Origin of the sequence: Kitasatospora sp. NPDC057518 (genome assembly GCF_042802075.1) — a bacterium.
Lineage (GTDB): Bacteria > Actinomycetota > Actinomycetes > Streptomycetales > Streptomycetaceae > Kitasatospora.
On sequence record NZ_JBHVEU010000200.1, the window covers coordinates 1 to 15611 of the forward strand.

At 76.7% G+C, this 15611-nt stretch carries 12 protein-coding genes; 10 read left to right on the top strand and 2 right to left on the bottom strand.

Features of this window, described 5'->3' with window-relative positions; genetic code table 11:
* On the bottom strand, window positions 1-1304 hold a 1304-nt coding region (locus tag ACFU7Z_RS21090), incomplete at its 3' end, for an FAD-dependent oxidoreductase (protein ID WP_380778827.1).
* Between the two features lie 221 nt (window positions 1305-1525).
* Here ACFU7Z_RS21090 and ACFU7Z_RS21095 point away from each other — a divergent pair.
* Window positions 1526-2698 carry an MFS transporter gene (locus ACFU7Z_RS21095; protein ID WP_074003114.1) on the top strand — a complete coding sequence of 391 codons (1173 nt, stop codon included), beginning with the start codon at window positions 1526-1528 and terminating at the stop codon, window positions 2696-2698.
* A 45-nt stretch (window positions 2699-2743) separates the two neighbouring features.
* Here ACFU7Z_RS21095 and ACFU7Z_RS21100 read toward each other — a convergent pair whose 3' ends face one another.
* A complete protein-coding gene (locus ACFU7Z_RS21100; protein WP_380778829.1) occupies window positions 2744-3532 on the bottom strand; it encodes an aminotransferase class IV in 789 nt (262 codons plus the stop codon).
* A gap of 199 nt (window positions 3533-3731) precedes the next feature.
* Between ACFU7Z_RS21100 and ACFU7Z_RS21105 the strand changes: the two genes are divergently transcribed.
* The 9 genes from ACFU7Z_RS21105 to ACFU7Z_RS21145 all read left to right on the top strand — a co-directional run bounded on the left by ACFU7Z_RS21105 (window position 3732) and on the right by ACFU7Z_RS21145 (window position 15445).
* Window positions 3732-4382, top strand: coding sequence for a helix-turn-helix domain-containing protein (locus ACFU7Z_RS21105; RefSeq protein WP_380778831.1), 651 nt, complete (start codon window positions 3732-3734; stop codon window positions 4380-4382).
* A 171-nt stretch (window positions 4383-4553) separates the two neighbouring features.
* A complete protein-coding gene (locus tag ACFU7Z_RS21110; RefSeq protein ID WP_049656533.1) occupies window positions 4554-5792 on the top strand; it encodes a styrene monooxygenase/indole monooxygenase family protein in 1239 nt (412 codons plus the stop codon).
* 133 nt (window positions 5793-5925) lie between these two features.
* On the top strand, window positions 5926-6471 hold the full coding sequence (locus tag ACFU7Z_RS21115; RefSeq protein ID WP_380742153.1) for a hypothetical protein: 546 nt from the start codon (window positions 5926-5928) through the stop codon (window positions 6469-6471).
* Window positions 6472-6608: 137 nt separating this feature from the next.
* Window positions 6609-7520 (top strand): squalene/phytoene synthase family protein, encoded by a 912-nt coding sequence (locus ACFU7Z_RS21120; RefSeq protein ID WP_380778834.1) that lies wholly within the window; start codon window positions 6609-6611, stop codon window positions 7518-7520.
* Between the two features lie 177 nt (window positions 7521-7697).
* Complete coding sequence (locus ACFU7Z_RS21125; RefSeq protein WP_198959379.1) at window positions 7698-7865, top strand: SflA family class IV lanthipeptide; 168 nt, start codon at window positions 7698-7700, stop codon at window positions 7863-7865.
* 55 nt (window positions 7866-7920) lie between these two features.
* A complete protein-coding gene (gene lanL, locus ACFU7Z_RS21130; RefSeq protein ID WP_380778836.1) occupies window positions 7921-10503 on the top strand; it encodes a class IV lanthionine synthetase LanL in 2583 nt (860 codons plus the stop codon).
* A gap of 581 nt (window positions 10504-11084) precedes the next feature.
* Window positions 11085-11282 (top strand): thiazolylpeptide-type bacteriocin, encoded by a 198-nt coding sequence (locus tag ACFU7Z_RS21135; RefSeq protein ID WP_049656540.1) that lies wholly within the window; start codon window positions 11085-11087, stop codon window positions 11280-11282.
* A 223-nt stretch (window positions 11283-11505) separates the two neighbouring features.
* On the top strand, window positions 11506-14214 hold the full coding sequence (locus tag ACFU7Z_RS21140) for a lantibiotic dehydratase (protein WP_380778838.1): 2709 nt from the start codon (window positions 11506-11508) through the stop codon (window positions 14212-14214).
* Window positions 14207-15445 carry a hypothetical protein gene (locus ACFU7Z_RS21145; RefSeq protein WP_380778840.1) on the top strand — a complete coding sequence of 413 codons (1239 nt, stop codon included), beginning with the start codon at window positions 14207-14209 and terminating at the stop codon, window positions 15443-15445. Before ACFU7Z_RS21140 ends, ACFU7Z_RS21145 begins: the two co-directional genes overlap by 8 nt.
* Window positions 15446-15611 lie beyond the last annotated feature (166 nt).

A 15611-nucleotide genomic window follows, 5' to 3' on the forward strand; every position in this document is an offset into this window, starting at 1 on the left:
GAGGCCTCGCCGAGCGCGCGCTCGTGGGCGTCCAGCAGCTTCCAGCCGTCCCAGGTGGTGAAGCGGACGCCCTGCGCGCGCAGGTGCTCCTCGACGGCCGCCGGCTCCGGCTCGACGGCGCCGGGCAGGCGGTCGGCCGCGTGGTCGTCCAGCAGGCAGGCGACGGTCTCGTTGGCGTCGCCCTTGGTGTGGCCGATCAGGCCGACCGGGCCGCGCTTGATCCAGCCGGTGACGTACGTGGCGGTGCGGTGCGAGCCGTCGCCGTCCAGGACCCGTCCGGCCTGGTGCGGGACGGTGCCCGAGGCCGGGTCGAAGGGCAGCTTGGGCAGCTCGTCGGAGTAGTAGCCGACCGCGCGGTAGACCGACTGGACGTCCCAGTCGGTGAAGGCGCCGGTGCCGCGCACGTTGCCGGTGCCGTCCAGCTCGGTGCGCTCGGTGCGCAGGCCGACCACCTTGCCGTCCTCGCCGAGCACCTCGACCGGGGACTCGAAGAAGTGCAGGTACACCCGGTGCGGGCGGTCGCCGACGTCGCGGATCGCCCAGTTCTCCAGCGTCGAGGCGACCAGGTCGACGTGCTTGACCGCGCGGCGCTCGGCGATCGAGCCGTCGTCGTACTCGATGTCCTCGGGGGCGACGATCACCTCGATGGTGGGGGAGTGGTCCAGCTCGCGCAGTTCCATCGGGCTGAACTTGGCCTGGGCGGGGCCGCGGCGGCCGAAGACGTGCACCTCGACGGCCCGGTTGCGCCGCAGGCCCTCGTAGACGTTCGGCGGGATCTCGGTGGGCAGCAGCTCGTCGGCGGTCTTGGCGAGGACCCGGGCGACGTCCAGGGCGACGTTGCCGACGCCGAGCACGGCGACCTTCTCGGCCTCCAGCGGCCAGGTCCGGGGCACGTCCGGGTGGCCGTCGTACCAGGAGACGAAGTCGGCCGCGCCGTAGGAGCCGTCGAGGTGGATGCCGGGTATGTCCAGGGCGCGGTCGGCCATCGCGCCGGTGGAGAAGACCACGGCGTCGTAGAAGCGGTGCAGGTCGTCCAGGGCGAGGTCGTTCGGGTAGTCGACGTTGCCGAACAGCCGGACCTGGGGCTTGTCGAGCACCTGGTGCAGGGCGGTGACGATGCCCTTGATGCGCGGGTGGTCGGGGGCGACCCCGTAGCGGATCAGACCGAACGGGGCGGGCATCCGCTCGAACAGGTCGATGGAGACACCGGGGTCCTGGGCGGCGTCGGACTTCAGCAGGGCATCCGCGGCGTAGATGCCGGCGGGGCCGGCTCCGACGATCGCGACTCGGATCGGGCGGGGCATGACGAGTGGTCCTCCGGTCGGGCGCGATGCAAACGTGGTCTGAACCTTTGTAGCAAACCCTACGGATGACCTGGGAAGTAGGTGGTGATGATCTATGAGGTCATAGGGCTGGCCTATGGCCTCGGCGCGGGTCCGACCGGGGCTCCGACGGCGTCCTGGCGGTGTCCCGGCGGCTTCGGCGGGGCCTACCGGCGGCCCGTGCGGGCCGGTAGCGTCGCCGGGTGACCACCACCACCGCCTCCGCGGCGGGCTCCGGCCGCGCCCGGCCGCCGCTGGTGACGTGGGCGCTGCTGGTGCGCCTCGTCTCCCTCTTCGGCTGCACCACCGGGTTCAACCTGCTGCTCTCCGCCGTCCCGCTGTACGCCCAGGAGTCCGGCGGCGGCGAGCACGCGGCGGGTCTGGCCACCGGTGCGCTGATGTTCGCCACCGTGGTCGGCGAGCTCGCCACCCCGTCGCTGACCGCGAGGTTCGGCCACCGCTGGGCGCTGGCGGCCGGGCTGGTGCTGCTGGGCGCGCCCACCCTGGCGCTCGCCTGGACCGGCGGCATGGCGGCGGTGGTCGCGGTCTGCCTGCTGCGCGGGCTCGGCTTCGCCGTCGCGCTGGTCGCGGGCGGGGCGCTGACCGCCGCGCTGATCCCGGCCGAACGGCGCGGCGAGGGGCTCGCCCTGGTCGGGCTGGTCTCCGGGCTGACCGCCCTGGCCGGTCAGCCGCTCGGTGTCTGGCTGGCCCAGCACGTCGGCTGGGGCTGGGTGTTCGCGATCGGCGCGGCGGCGCCGCTGGCCGCCGTCGTCTCCGTCCCGGCGCTGCCGGACCGCACCCGGGCCGACGGGCCGACGGTGGGCCTGCGGGAGGGGCTGCGCAGCGGCGCGCTGCTGCGCCCGGCCGTGGTGTTCGGCGCGACGGCGCTGGCGGCCGGGATCCTGGTCACCTTCCTGCCGCTGGCCGTGCCGTCCGCCGCCGCCGTCGCGGCGGCGCTGCTGGTCCAGCCCGCGGCCGCGACGGCGACCCGCTGGCTGGCCGGGCGGTACGGGGACCGCCGGGGCGCGTCCGGGCTGGTGCTGCCCGCCCTGCTGGTCTGCGCCGGCGGGGTGCTGCTGCTGGCCTCGACGGGCAGCCCGGTCGCCGTGGTGGCCGGGGCCACGGTGTTCGGCGCGGGCTTCGGCGTCGCGCAGAACGCGACGCTGACGCTGATGTACGCCCGGGTGCCGCCCGCCGGGTACGGCACCGTGACGGCGCTGTGGAACGTCGCCTTCGACGGGGGCATGGGCGTCGGCGCCGTCGCCTTCGGCGCGGTCGCGGGCGCGACGGGCTACCCGTGGGCGTTCGTGCTCACCGCGGCGGTGATGCTCGCCGCGCTCGCCCCGGCCTGGCGCGACCGGAGGACCAAGGGGTAGCCGGTCCCGGACCTCACTCCCGCGGGGCCGGACGGGCCGGTGCGTTCAGACCGCTTCCCAGGGGATCACGGCCCAGGCGGCGGCGAGGGCTTCGGCCAGGGCGCCCCCGTCGGCGGGGAAGGACGTGCCGTCGATGGCGGCCAGCGGCTGGCAGGGGCAGATCGAGTTGGTCGCCGCGGCGGCGCCCAGGCCCGGCAGGTCGTCGGCGGTCAGGGGCCGGACCTCCCAGGGCAGCCCGAGCCGGGTCAGACCGCGCCGCAGCAGCTGCATCGTGATGCCGGGCAGTACGTCCGCCTCCGGCCAGACGACCTGCCGGCCGTCCCAGAAGGCGACGTTCCAGATCGATCCCTCGCTCAGGCGCCCGTCCCGCCCGACGAACAGGACGTCGTCGAAGCCCGCGGCCCGGGCCTGGAGGGGCTGGTAGCTCAGGCCCATCGTCGCGAGGTGCTTGACGTGGGGCAGTTCGCGTTCGTACGTCACCGTGCGGACGCGCGGCGCGGGTTGGGGCGCGTCGGGGACGGGGTCGGTGACGGCCACCATGACGTCGGGCGAGGCCGGGTCGCCGAGCCGCGCGGTGACGGTCACCCGGACCGACGCGTCACGGTCCGCGCCGAGCGCCCGCCCGATCAGCCCCCGGATCGTTCCGCCGTCGCACGCGATCCCCTCGCCGAACAGCGCGCGCGACGCCGTCTCCAGCCGCTCCAGGTGCAGGTCCAGGCCGCGGACCGCCCCGTCGCGCACCTGCATCGAGGTGAAGTGCCCGAAGTTCCGCGTCGCCACCCGGTACACGCTCTCCGCGTCCGCCCGGCGGCCGTTGATCTCTATGGTCAGCACCCGCGCCATGCTTCCACAGCGGGGCCCGTCCGGCCCCGGGTTTCCGCTCCGGGGGCACCGGCGGCCCGGGGGCGCGGACCGACACGCACGGGGCCGGGCCGTTGCTCGACTTGCCGGGGGCCGGGCGCTTGGATGGATCCGCCCTGGTCAACGCCCGGACGCGGCCAGACGGCCCCCGGCCAGCCGAGGAGTCACCACCGTGAACGACACCCCCGACCCCGCCGCCGTCGCCCGTCGGATCGCCGAACGGCGCGAGCAGCTGGGCCTCAGCGAGGAGGCCCTGGCCAACCGGGCCGCGATGGCCCCCCGCTACCTGCGGTGCCTGCTGGAGGCGGGGCCCGGCTTCGACCCGGCGGGCTTCGTCCGGATCGCCGCCGCCCTCGACACCACCCCGGGCGAGCTGCGGTCCGGCCGTGCCGACGCCGCGCCCGGCCAGGGCGGCCCCGGCCCGCGCCCCCGGCTGCTCGACCTCACCGAGCCGGAGTGCTGGCAGCTGGTCGGCGGCCACGGCATCGGCCGGATCGCCCTGCCGGTCGAGCCGGGGCCGGTGGTGCTGCCGGTCAACTACGTGGTGGACCAGGGCTCCTTCGCCTACCGCACCGGCGAGCACGACGCCGCCGCCCCGGTGGAGGGGGCCGCGGTCTCCTTCCAGGTCGACCACATCGACGAGTACCTCGGGCGCGGCTGGAGCGTGCTCGCCCTCGGCCCGGCGCACTACGTGGACGACCCCGCCGAGCTCGACCGGCTGGCCGGGCTGCCCGGCGCGGCCCCCTGGGCGGGCGGGGCGCGGCCGCGCTGGGTGCGGATCCGCCCGGAGGAGGTCAGCGGCCGACGGCTGGTCACGGGGTGAGGCGGGGCGGGACCGGGCGCCGGTACGGGTCGGGGGCGAGCGTCCGTACGGGTCGGGAGCGAAGGCCGGTACGGCCCGTGGACGGGCGGCCCCGATGACTGGTAAGCAGGCCGGAGACGGCCGGTCCGTCCGGGCCGCCGTCCGGGACGTACCACCAGGAGAGCAGGGGCGATGCGCAGAGTTCTGATCGTCGGCGCAGGGCAGGCCGGACTCCAACTGGCCCTGGGGCTACAGGCGCACGGCTACGACGTGACCGTGCTGACCGACCGCGGCCCGGAGGAGGTGCGCGGCGGTCGGGTGATGTCCAGCCAGTGCATGTTCGACTCCGCGCTGCGCACCGAGCGGGCCCTCGGCCTGGACCTGTGGGCCGACCGGGCGCCCCGGATCGAGGGCCTCGGGGTTTCGGTCGCCGGGCCGGAGGCGGAGCGGGCGGTCGACTGGGTCGGGCGGCTGGACGCCTACGCGCAGTCCGTCGACCAGCGGCTGAAGATGTCCACCTGGCTGGAGCTGTTCGCGGAGCGCGGCGGCCGGGTGGAGCTGCGCCAGGTGACCGCGGCCGACCTGCAGAACCTGGTCGGCTCGTACGACCTGGTGCTGGTCGCCTCCGGAAAGGGCGCGCTGGCCTCGCTGTTCGAGCGCGACCACGAGCGCTCCCCGTACGAGCGGCCGCAGCGCGCGCTGGCGGCCAGCTATGTGCACGGGCTCGGTCCGCGCCCCGAGCACGACTACCCGGCGGTGCGCTGCAACCTGGTGCCGGGCGTCGGCGAGCTCTTCCTGGTGCCGGCGCTGACCGAGGCCGGCCCGTGCGACGCCATGGTCTGGGAGGCGATTCCCGGCGGCCCGGCGGACGCCTTCGACGGGATCCGCGATCCCGCCGAACACCTGCGGGTGACGCTGGAGTTGATGAAGGCCTTCACGCCTTGGGAGTACGACCGCACCCGTTCCGGCGTCGAACTCACCGACGCCGGAGCGACGCTGGCCGGGCGCTTCGCCCCGGGGGTGCGCCGTCCGATCGGCGAACTGCCCGGCGGTGGAACGGTGCTGGGCGTCGCGGACGTGGTCGTCCTCAACGACCCGATCGCGGGCCAGGGCTCCAACAACGCCGCCAAGTGCGCCGCCGGCTACCTGGCGGCGATCCTCGCCCACGGCGACAGGCCCTTCGACCGGGCCTTCCAGCAGGCGGCCTTCGACGGGTTCTGGCGAACCGCCGCCCCCTCCACCACCTGGAGCAACGAGCTGCTCGCCCCGCCGCCCCCGCACGTCCTCCGGATCCTCGGGGCGGGCGGTTCGCTGCCCGCCGTGGCCCACCGGTTCGCCAACGCCTTCGACGACCCGGCGGACCTGGAGGAGTGGTACTTCGACCCGGCCAGGGCGGAGGCCTACCTGGCCTCGGTCGCGGCGGAGGACTGAAAGGTCAAGTTCTTCCCAAGTTCCGTACAAGCAAACGCCCTTCGTGGTGGGTTCTTCTCGCCCCCACCCGAGGGGCGCCTCCCGCCCGGCACCACGGGCCGGGCGGGCGAAGCGGACACCAGGAGGAGAGCCAGTGGCGGTCGACGGGGGCAACATGGCCCAGGCAGTGATCGATACGGCGTACAACGAGCGCAAACGGCTGCACACCGGGCGCAGCCGGACCGTCGCCGTGGTCCTGTTCGGCCTGCTGATCGCACTCGGCTTCTTCCTGGCCCTGGTGGTCGGCAAGGCGGACCCGGACACCCCGCCGACCTGCGACGGCAAGACCATGACCCGGCACAGCGAGTGCCGGATATGGTCCAGCCGCGGCGGCGGGGGCACCTACTCGTACGACGAGATGATCGACCGTCGGGAGTCCGGGAACGGCGTGTGGCGGGTGGTCGGCTTCGGCGGCGCGGGCGTGGCCGCGGTGCTGATGGTCGTCTCGATCGCCAAGCTCAACCCGAACCGCCCGTGGGGCCAGCCGGTCGGCGCCGCCTGCCCGCGCTGCCGGGAGCTCAACCTGCGCGAGAAGCACACCGTGCACAGTGTCACCCGGGGCCGTACCACCCACCGCTACAGCGGCATCGTCACCCTCTGCACCCCGGCCTGCGGGTTCTCCGCGATCCGCCAGCGCTGACCGGCGCCCCTGGGCCCTGCGGTCCGGCGCCGCGGGGGCCGCGGTCCGGGACCGCACGGTCCCGGGAGCCCGAATAGGTCCTCCCGCTCCCACCGGCTACGCTCGACCCCCGTCGAACAAACGATGGGGTGGACCGAGTGGGCAGGTGGGAGCGGGCGCTGGACGCGGCCGGGGTGCGGGAGGCCGGGCTGCGGGCCGACTACGGCCGGCAGCGGGAGCAGGTCGCCCGGTACAAGCGGGAGGTCGCGCTCGCCGCCGACCTGCTGCTGCCCGCCCGGACGGTCCCGCACGTGATCGCCGCCGCCGCCTTCATGCACCGCACCGACACCCTGCTCGACAGCGGCCCGCTCGCCGAACGCCGGGCGGCCTCCGCCCGCTGGCAGCGGCTGGTCACCGACAGCCTCGCCGCGGGCCGCACCGACGACCCCGAGCTGCGCCCCCTGCTGAACAGCGTCGCCGCCCACCCCGTGCTGCGGGACCGGGTGCTGGACTTCCTCGCCGCGACCGGGGCCGACCTGGACTTCACCGGGTTCGCCACCGAGGAGGACCACCAGGCCTACATCGACGGGTACTCGCTGCCCGGCTTCATGGTGGTCGCCGCCCTGCTCGGCCCGGACGGGGACCAGCGTGACTACCGCGCCGCCTGCCGCACCTTCATCGACGGCAGCCAGCGGCTCGACTTCGTCAACGACCTCGCCGAGGACCTCGCCGAGGGCCGGCTGACCATCCCCGAGCAGACCCTCCGGGAGCACGGCGTCACCCGCGCCGACCTGGAACAGGCCCGCGACCTGCCCGCCGTACGGGCTCTGCTCGCCGCCCTGCTGGACCGGGCCGACCGCAGCCTCGCCGAGGGCCGGGCCGTGATCGACCGGGTGCCGCCCGCCCACCGCCCGATGGTCCGCTGCATCGTCGGCGTGGAGGAGCTCACCAGCGCCGCCGCCCGCGCCGACCTCGGCGCCCTGCTGCGCCGTTCGGCGGGCCCGGCGAAGCCCGCCGCGCTGCGCCTGCTGGCCCGCGAGTACCTCCGGGCCCGGCGCCTGCGCGGCTGACCGGCTCGTGTCGTCCCGGTGGGCGCGGGCGGGAGCCGGCGTCCACAAACGGAACCTCCCTTTGTCGTAGTCGATCCGGCGGGTCCGTCAGCTCCCTGTCCCGGGTCGGGTGGCCTGGCTAGCATGAGCGCGCTCAGCACGCAGGACCCAACCACCTGAATGATTGGGAGGACCCCCATGAGTGCCCTGCTGACCGACATCCGCGACGCCGGCCCGCTGGAGATCGACGAGGACGCCATCGTCTTCGAGGACGAGTTCGACGCCGACCTCGCGCCCGCCGCCTGCCTGGGCGAGCCGTGGGTGACCTACGTCCCGACCCGCTTCCCCTGTGAGTTCAACGCCTGATCCACCCGGATCCGAACGAACGGCGGACCACGGCGGACCGGGGGAGGACGGAACCATGAACGCACCGCCCGACCCCGGCTCCGCCGAGGCCGCGCACCGGGACGCACTGCGGGAGCAACTGGGCGGCAGGGCCGAGCAGTTGGCCGCCCGCGCGCCCGGCCCGCACCGCCCGCTGCGCACCGACGGCCAGTGGTGGTACCTCCGGGACCCGCGCATGCCGGAGCTCGCCCACGGCTGGAAGCTGCACCTCTCCGCCCGCCCGGACGGCTTCGAAGCGCTGCTGGACACGGCGCTCCCGATCCTGCTCGGCCGGGTCTGCGACGTGAAGTTCGCGGTGAGCACGGCGGCGCTGTGGGAACTCAACAGCGGACGGCACGGCGCCGCTGCCGTGGGCAAGGCCGTCACGGTCTACCCCCGGCCCGAGGAAGTCCGGGCCCTGGGGCTGGAGTTGGCGCAGGCGCTGGCCGGCCGGGAAGGCCCCGCCGTGGTCAGCGACCGCCGGGTGCGGCCGGACGCCCCGGTGCACTACCGCTACGGTCCGTTCCGGGTCACCGACGACGAGGCCCAGGCCGGCATGGCCGGCCCGGACGGCGCGCTGTTCCCCGGCCTGGCCGAGGCCCGCTATCGCCGACCGCCCTGGGCGAGCGACCCGTTCGAGGCGCCCGGCGCCCCCGCCCGCCCGGCGACCACCCGGGTCGGCGACGGCCGCTACCGGATCACCGCCGGCATCACCCGCGCGCCGAGCGGCCACGTCTACCGCGCGGTCCACCTCGCCACCGGGCGCGAGGTGGTGGTCAAGCAGGCCCGGGCCTTCGTCGCCGAGGACGGCGCGGGTGTCGACGCGCGCGGCCGGCTGCGGCACGAGCGCCGGGTGCTCGACGCGCTGGCCGGGGTCCCCGGAGTGCCCGCGCTGGTCGACTACTTCCGACACGGAACCGACGAGTACCTGGTCAGCACCGCCTGCGGGCGGTCCGACCTGCGCCGCGAGGTGCTCACCCGCGGCCCGTACGACGCCGAGGCGGGAGACGCGGGTGGCGCGGGTTCCGCTGACGGCCCGGGCGGGCGGGACTGGTGGACGCTGGCGCGCGCGTTGCTGCGGGTGCTGGACGCGGTGCACGCGCGCGGCGTGGTGGTCTGCGACCTCAAGCCCGCGAACGTCGTGCTCGACCGGGACGGCCGGCCCGCGCTGGTCGACTTCGGTGTGAGCGCCCTGGACGGCGACCGCCCGCCGGGCGCCACCGCCGGGTACGGCCTGCCCGGCGCCACCGGAGAGGACCCCACCGAGGACCACTACGCGCTGGGCGCCACCCTGCACCACGCCCTCACCGGCCTCGACCCGGTGGTGATCGACCCCGACCCGGCGACCAACCGCGACCGCACCCTGGCCTGCCTGCGCGCCGCCCTCCCGGAGCCCGGGCACCCGGCCGCGGAACTCGTCGAGGGCCTGCTGAGCCTCGACCCGGCGCGGCGTGCGGCCACGGCGGCCCGGCTGCGGGAGGGGACGGTGCCGACCCGGCGGGCCCGCCACGCCCGGTGGAACGCGGAGACCCGGCGGAGCGTCCTGGACGGCGCGCTCGACCACACCGTCACCACCTGCGTCCGGATGGCCCGCGAGCTGCTCGCCGCCGACCCGGGCGCCGAGCGGCCCCGGACCCTGCTCTCGCTGTACGACGGCGCCGCCGGCCTCGGCCTCGAACTCCTCCAGCACCCGGACCGCCCGGACGCCCGCTCCGCCGCCGCCGACCTGGCCGCCTGGACGGCCGCCCACCCGGCCCTCGGCCGCCTGGACGGCTCGCTCCACCAGGGCCGTACGGGCGTCGACCTGTTCCTCGCCGAGGCGGCCGCCGCGCTGGGCACCCAGCCCCCGGCGCCCCGCCGGTACGAGGGGACGGGCGTCGACCAGATCGCGGGGACCGCCGGGATCGGCACCGGGCACCTGCTGCTCGCCGGGCTCGGCCCGGAGACGGGAGCGCACCGGGCGGCGGCGGCCGACTGCGCCGCCGAACTGGTCGGCCGTCCGCTGGACGACCTCGGGGAGGAGCCCAACCCCGGCACCGCCGCCCTCGCGGAGGGCTTCGCGCACGGCCGCGCGGGCGTCGCCCACTTCCTGCTCGCGATGCCCGACGAGGCGTCCCGGCGCGCCGCCCGGGAGATCGTGGACGGCCTCGCGGCCGACCTCCCCGGCATCATCGCCGCCGCCCGCGCACCCGGGGCGACCCGCCGCTACCTCTCCTGGTGCCGGGGGCTGGCCGGGCTCGGCACCCTGCTGGTCCAGGCCGGCCGGCAGTACGGCGACGACGCGCTGACGGCGCTGGCCGCCGACGCCGCCGACACCTGCCGGACGCTCGCCCCGAGGACCGCGCAGGTCTTCCGCTGCTGCGGCCTCGCGGGCGTCGGGGACCTCTGCGTCGACCTCGCGGTGGCCACCGGCGAGGCCCGGCACTGGGCCGCCGCCCAGGAGGTGGCGGAGCTGGTCCTCATGCGGGCGGGCGGCACGCCGAACCGGCCGCTGCTGCCCGGCCGCCGGCCGGACACGGAGGCCCGGGCCTGGGCGGTCGGCACCCCCGGCGTCACCACCTTCCTGCGCCGCCTGACCCGGCGGGGCGGCCCGGTCCCGGGGCTGCTGCCGCTGCACTGAGCGGCCCCGGGGGCGCGAGTCCGAAGGCAGGCCCACGTCCCGCCCCCGGCCGGGCTTCCGCATGCCGTTGAACGGGTGCCGCTCGACGCGGGATCCAGGACCGGTCGAGAAGCCCCGCAGGACGTCCTGGGCCGGGTTGCGTACGAGCACGCCCCGACCACGGGTGTCGATCGCGCCGTGGGCCGTTGATCCCACCCGTGTCGTCGCACGGCCGGTCCTCCCCGGCGAGCCCCGCCGACGAGTCCGCGGACCGGAAACAGGACGGACGGACGCCGCGCGGAGCCGGCGCCGGTCGCGCCCGGGCCGGGCCGCGGTCGGGGGCCCGTGGGGGGCCGCTGGAGTGCCGCTTGAGCCGGACCGGTCTTGAGCCGACGGGGTACGGGCTCCCGGCCAAGGTGCCGATCGGCCGTACCGCCGGGCGCCGCCGGGTGCCTAGATTCGTTCTCGGGCGGCGCGAAGCCCGGGCCCGAGCGGCCCGAGTGCGGCGCACCCACGGGGGACCCGGCACATTCCGCAGCACCCGCTCGCAGGCACACCTTTCCGGTCCGACCGGCACGCCTGCCCATCCGAGGGAGTTCGCCATGTCCGACACCACCACGTCCCGTACCGCTGCCACCGAGGGCCTCGACCTTCAGGACCTCGACCTCAGCGAGCTGACCGTCACCTCGCTGCGCGACACCGTCGCGCTGCCGGAGAACGGCGCGTCCTGGGGCTCCTGCTCCTGCCAGGGCTCGTCCTCCTGCGCGCAGCCGCAGCTGCCGGACGTGCCGACCGCCTGACGTCCTAGGGTCCGGTTGTACGCCGGGCCTGCCGGCCAGGCCTTCCGGGGCCGGTGCCAGCGCATCAGGACGGAACCCGGCGCGTCCACCCGGACGCGTCGGGTTCGTCCCGCGTACCCAGGGCGTGCCGTGCGGATCCCGGCCGGGCCCGCGACGTCGACGCCGCGGCCCGTCCGACCAGTCCCACGAGACGCGCCGCCAGGCCCCGTCGGAGGGAACTGCCATGCCCAACCGAACCGCCCTGCCCCGGGACGCCCGCGTGCCCTCGCCCTCGCCCGCGCCCTCGCCCGTGAACGCACCCGCACCGGCCGCGTACACCGCGCGCCACGCCCTGGTGCGCTCCACCGTCCTCGCCCGGCCCGCCCAGTCCGCCGACTCGGCGGGCGCCCGGGCGCTGCTGGGCGGCCTCACCGCCGCCGAGGCCGCGGCCGAAGCCCTGCGGCCGGCCCTCTGCGACGACCTGTACGCCAGCCGGGCCGGGCACGACGAGGAGTTCCACCGCCGCGTCGTGCTGCCGCTCCGCCGCGACCTGCACAACGGGCGCCCGCCGCGGGCGGCGCTGCTCGACCGGTTCGGCGACCTGCCGCACCGCGTCCCCCGACTCGCCGAGTGGCTGGAGCTGCGACGGCTGCGGGCCCGGCTGCTGGCGGCGCTCGCCGATGCCGTCCCGCCCGCCCTGGCCGCCGAACGGGCCTCCCTCGCGGGCATCTGCCGGGAGCCGGCCTTCACCCGGGCCGTCGCCCTCACCAGCGCCGACCTGCTGCGCGCGGTGGCCCACACGGCGGGCGCGACCGGGGAGCCGCGCGGACGGGCCCGGAAGGAAGAGGCGGCCGTCCTGCGGCACGCCCTGCGGGCCACCGCCAAGACCAGCCCGCTGTCCTGGTTCACCGCCGTCGGCTGGACCTCCGACGTGACGGCGGAGGATGCGGAGGCGGAGGAGGCGGCGGACGGCCCGCGCGCGGTCGTCCGGGAGAACCGGGCGCTGGTCGCCGCGCTCGTCCAGGCCCTGCTCGACGACCCCCGCCGCAGCCGTACGCTGCCGCACCGGATGACCAGCGCCGCCCGGGTCGCCGACGGCCGCGCCCGCTACGCGCGCGCCGAGGTGGTGTTCGCGGGCGGGCGCTACCTCGTCACCCGGGAGGAGGAGGTCGAGCTCGCGGCCCGGCCCGAACTGGCCCTGCTCGCCTCGCTCGCGGCCACCCCGGACCGGCCGGACCGCCTCGCCGCCCGGCTCGCCGAGGCCCTCGGCCGCCCCGGTGACGACCCGGCCGCGCACCGCTTCGTGGGCCGGCTCCTGACGGCCCGGCTGCTGGTGCCCGCCGAGCCGGTCGACCCGCAGGACCGGCGGCCGCTCCGCAGCCTGGCCGACTGGCTGCGGCAGTGGCCGGAGGACGCCGCACTGGCTGAACGGCTCGACCGACTCGACCTGGCAACAGGCTCGTTGGTGGCGACCCCGGGCGAGCACCGCCCCGCCCTGCTGGCCTCCCTCGCCGACCACTGGCGGCGACTGCTGGCCGACGCCGGACGGCCGGTGCCGGACGAGGCCGCGCCGCTCAGCGTCCTCAGCGAGGACGTCCACACGCCGGCCGCGCCGCGCCCCCGACTGAGCGCGGCCGACCGTACGGTGCTCGCCGAACTCACCGCGCTCGCCGAGCTGTTCGACCACGGCCACCTGATGCGCCGGGCCGCCCGGGACCGCTTCGTCGCCCGCTACGGGGTCGGCGGGGTGTGCGACGCGCCCTGGGACTTCGGCGCCGACGCGGCGGACGCCTGGGCGGATACCGGCCTGCCGGACGAACTGGCTCTGCTACGACAGGAGTTCGCCCACCTCCCGGAGCTGGACGGCGAACTCGTGCTCCCCGCCGAGCGGGTCCGCGCCCTGGCCGCCCGGCTGCCCCACTGGACCGCGGCCCGGCCGCTCAGCTACTCCTGGTTCCTCCAACGCGACCCCGGGGACGGCCTGGTGTGCGTCAACCATGTCTACGGCGGCTGGGGGCGCTTCACCAGCCGGTTCCTCGACGGCCTGCCCCCGCGGGCCGCCGCCGAGGTCGCCCGGCAGCTCCGCTCCGGGCTCGGGGCCGGTGCCCGCGCCGCCCAGGTCCGGCCGGTCGGCGGCTTCAACGCCAACCTCCACCCCCGGCTGCTCGCCGACGAGATCGGCCCTGACCGGCGGTGGACCAGCCTCGCCGAGGCCGACCTCGACCTCGTCCACGACCCGGCCGACGACCAGCTCCGGCTGCGGCTGCGCGGCACCGGCGAACTGCTCGACGTCCTCTACCTGGGCTTCCTCGCGCCGGTCATGCTGCCCCGGCGGCTCGGCCCACTGCTCGCCGACCACCCCAACGGGGTCGTCGACTTCCGCCCGCTGCTGCCGCGCACCACCCTGGCCGCGCCCGGCGGCAGCGTGCTGCGCACCCCGCGGCTGCGCCACCGGCACGTCGTCCTCGCCCGCCGCCGCTGGCAGCTACCGGCCGGGGTGCTCGACGCCCTGCGGGCCGAACTCGCCGCCGACCCGGGCCCCGACGGGGTCCCGGCCGCGACCGTCGCCCGCTGGCGGGCCCGGCTCGGCCTGCCCGAACAGCTCTTCCTCCACCCCGCACCGGCCACCGCCGACGGCACGGGCACACCCGCCGACGCCTTCGTCGCCCACCTGCGCGCCCCCAAGCCGCAGCCCGTCGACCTCGGCAACCCGCTGCACCTGCGCCACCTCGCCAAGTGGCTCACCCGGCACCCGCGCGGCGCGGTGCTGGAGGAGGCCCTGCCGGGCATCGCGGGGCAGTTGGAGCCGACCCGGGCCGTGGAACTCGTGGTGGAGACCTACCGGCCCGGCCGGGACAGCACGGCGGGGGCCGCTGCCCGCGCTTCCGCCCGTACCGCCCGAGCAGTCCGGACCGCCCGTACTGCCGTCGCCGAGGAGGCGCCCGATGAGTGACCCGGCCGACGGCCAGGGGGCCGTGACCGCCTGGGACGTGGTCCTGTACCACTACCGGCCCGACAAGGCCCGCGCGCTGCGCGAAGCCGTCCTGCCGCTGGCCCGGCGGGCGGCGGCCGAGGGGCTGGCCGCCCACGTCGAGCGGCACTGGCGGTTCGGTCCGCACCTGCGGCTGCGGCTGCGCGGCCCCGAGGCGCGGGTGTCCGGGGCGGCGCGGCGGTCCGCCGAGGCGCTGCGGGCGTGGGCGGCCGCCCACCCCTCCGTCGCCGACCGCTCGGACGATCAGCTGCTCGCCGAGGCCGCCGCCGCCGGACGGGCCGAGCTGGTCGCACCGCCGTACGGGCCGTTGGTGCCGGACAACACCGTCGTCGCGGCGCCCGTCGACCGGTCCGCCGAACACGCCCTGCGGTCCCTGATCGGCGCCGAATCCGCCGAGCTGCGCGAGGAGTTGCTGCGGACCGGCCTGCCCGCCCTGGACTCGGCCTGCCACTTCCTCGGCGCGCACGGCGACACGCCGCAGGCGCGGGTGCAGCTGGTGGTGACGGCGCTCGCCGCGCACGCCACCGCGCACCCGGACGGGCTGGTCGGCGCGCACTACTCGGTGCTCTCGCACCTGGAGGACTTCCTGGTCCACGAGGACCCGGACGGCAGCCTGCGGGCCGGCTTCGAGCGCCGCTGGGAGCGCACCGGCCGGGCGGTCACGGCGCTGGTGGGCCGGATCACCGAAGGCGGGGCGCGTGACTGGGAGCGGGACTGGGCGCACTGGTCGGCGAACGCCTGGAGCCTCGCCGAGCGGCGGCTGGCGGCCGGAGCCGACCTCGGCGGCCGCCACACCGCGTACCGGGAGCGCGCCGAGGCCCTCGGCGACCGGGCCACCGCCGAACGCTGGAACGCCGAACTGCGCACCCGCTACAGCGAGTTCCACCGGCTGCTGCACCGCAGCGACCCCGACGGCGCGATGTGGCGCCGCCCGGACTACCTGATCAACCGGACCGGCACCAACGGCCTGTACCGGCTGCTCGCCATCTGCGACGTCCGCCCGCTGGAGCGCTACCTCGCCGCCCACCTGCTGGTGCGCAGCGTGCCCGAGCTGACCGGGCACCGCTGGCAGGCGCTCCTCGGCGCCCCGGAGGCGGCCGGGGCCGGGGCCGGGACCGGCCAGGCGGGCACGGACGGGACGCGCATGAACGGGACTCGCACCGACGGGACGTACATGGAGGGGGCGGCATGACGGCCGAACCGGAGACCCACCGGCCCCGGCTGCGCCCCGGGGTGGCGGTGACCCCGCTGCGCGAGGGGCTGCACCTGCGCGGCCGCGACACCAGCCTCACCCTGGAGGGCAGCCGGGCGCTCCCGGCGCTGTGGCAGGTGCTCGCCGCCCGGCTCGGTCCGGACGC

What these genes read in the sequence shown, in the direction of transcription:
- ACFU7Z_RS21145 (WP_380778840.1), top strand. Translation starts at nt 14,207, where the DNA reads ATGAGTGACCCGGCCGACGGCCAGGGGGCCGTGACCGCCTGGGACGTG.
- ACFU7Z_RS21135 (WP_049656540.1), top strand. Translation starts at nt 11,085, where the DNA reads ATGTCCGACACCACCACGTCCCGTACCGCTGCCACCGAGGGCCTCGAC.
- ACFU7Z_RS21140 (WP_380778838.1), top strand. Translation starts at nt 11,506, where the DNA reads ATGCCCAACCGAACCGCCCTGCCCCGGGACGCCCGCGTGCCCTCGCCC.
- ACFU7Z_RS21110 (WP_049656533.1), top strand. Translation starts at nt 4,554, where the DNA reads ATGCGCAGAGTTCTGATCGTCGGCGCAGGGCAGGCCGGACTCCAACTG.
- ACFU7Z_RS21125 (WP_198959379.1), top strand. Translation starts at nt 7,698, where the DNA reads ATGAGTGCCCTGCTGACCGACATCCGCGACGCCGGCCCGCTGGAGATC.
- lanL (WP_380778836.1), top strand. Translation starts at nt 7,921, where the DNA reads ATGAACGCACCGCCCGACCCCGGCTCCGCCGAGGCCGCGCACCGGGAC.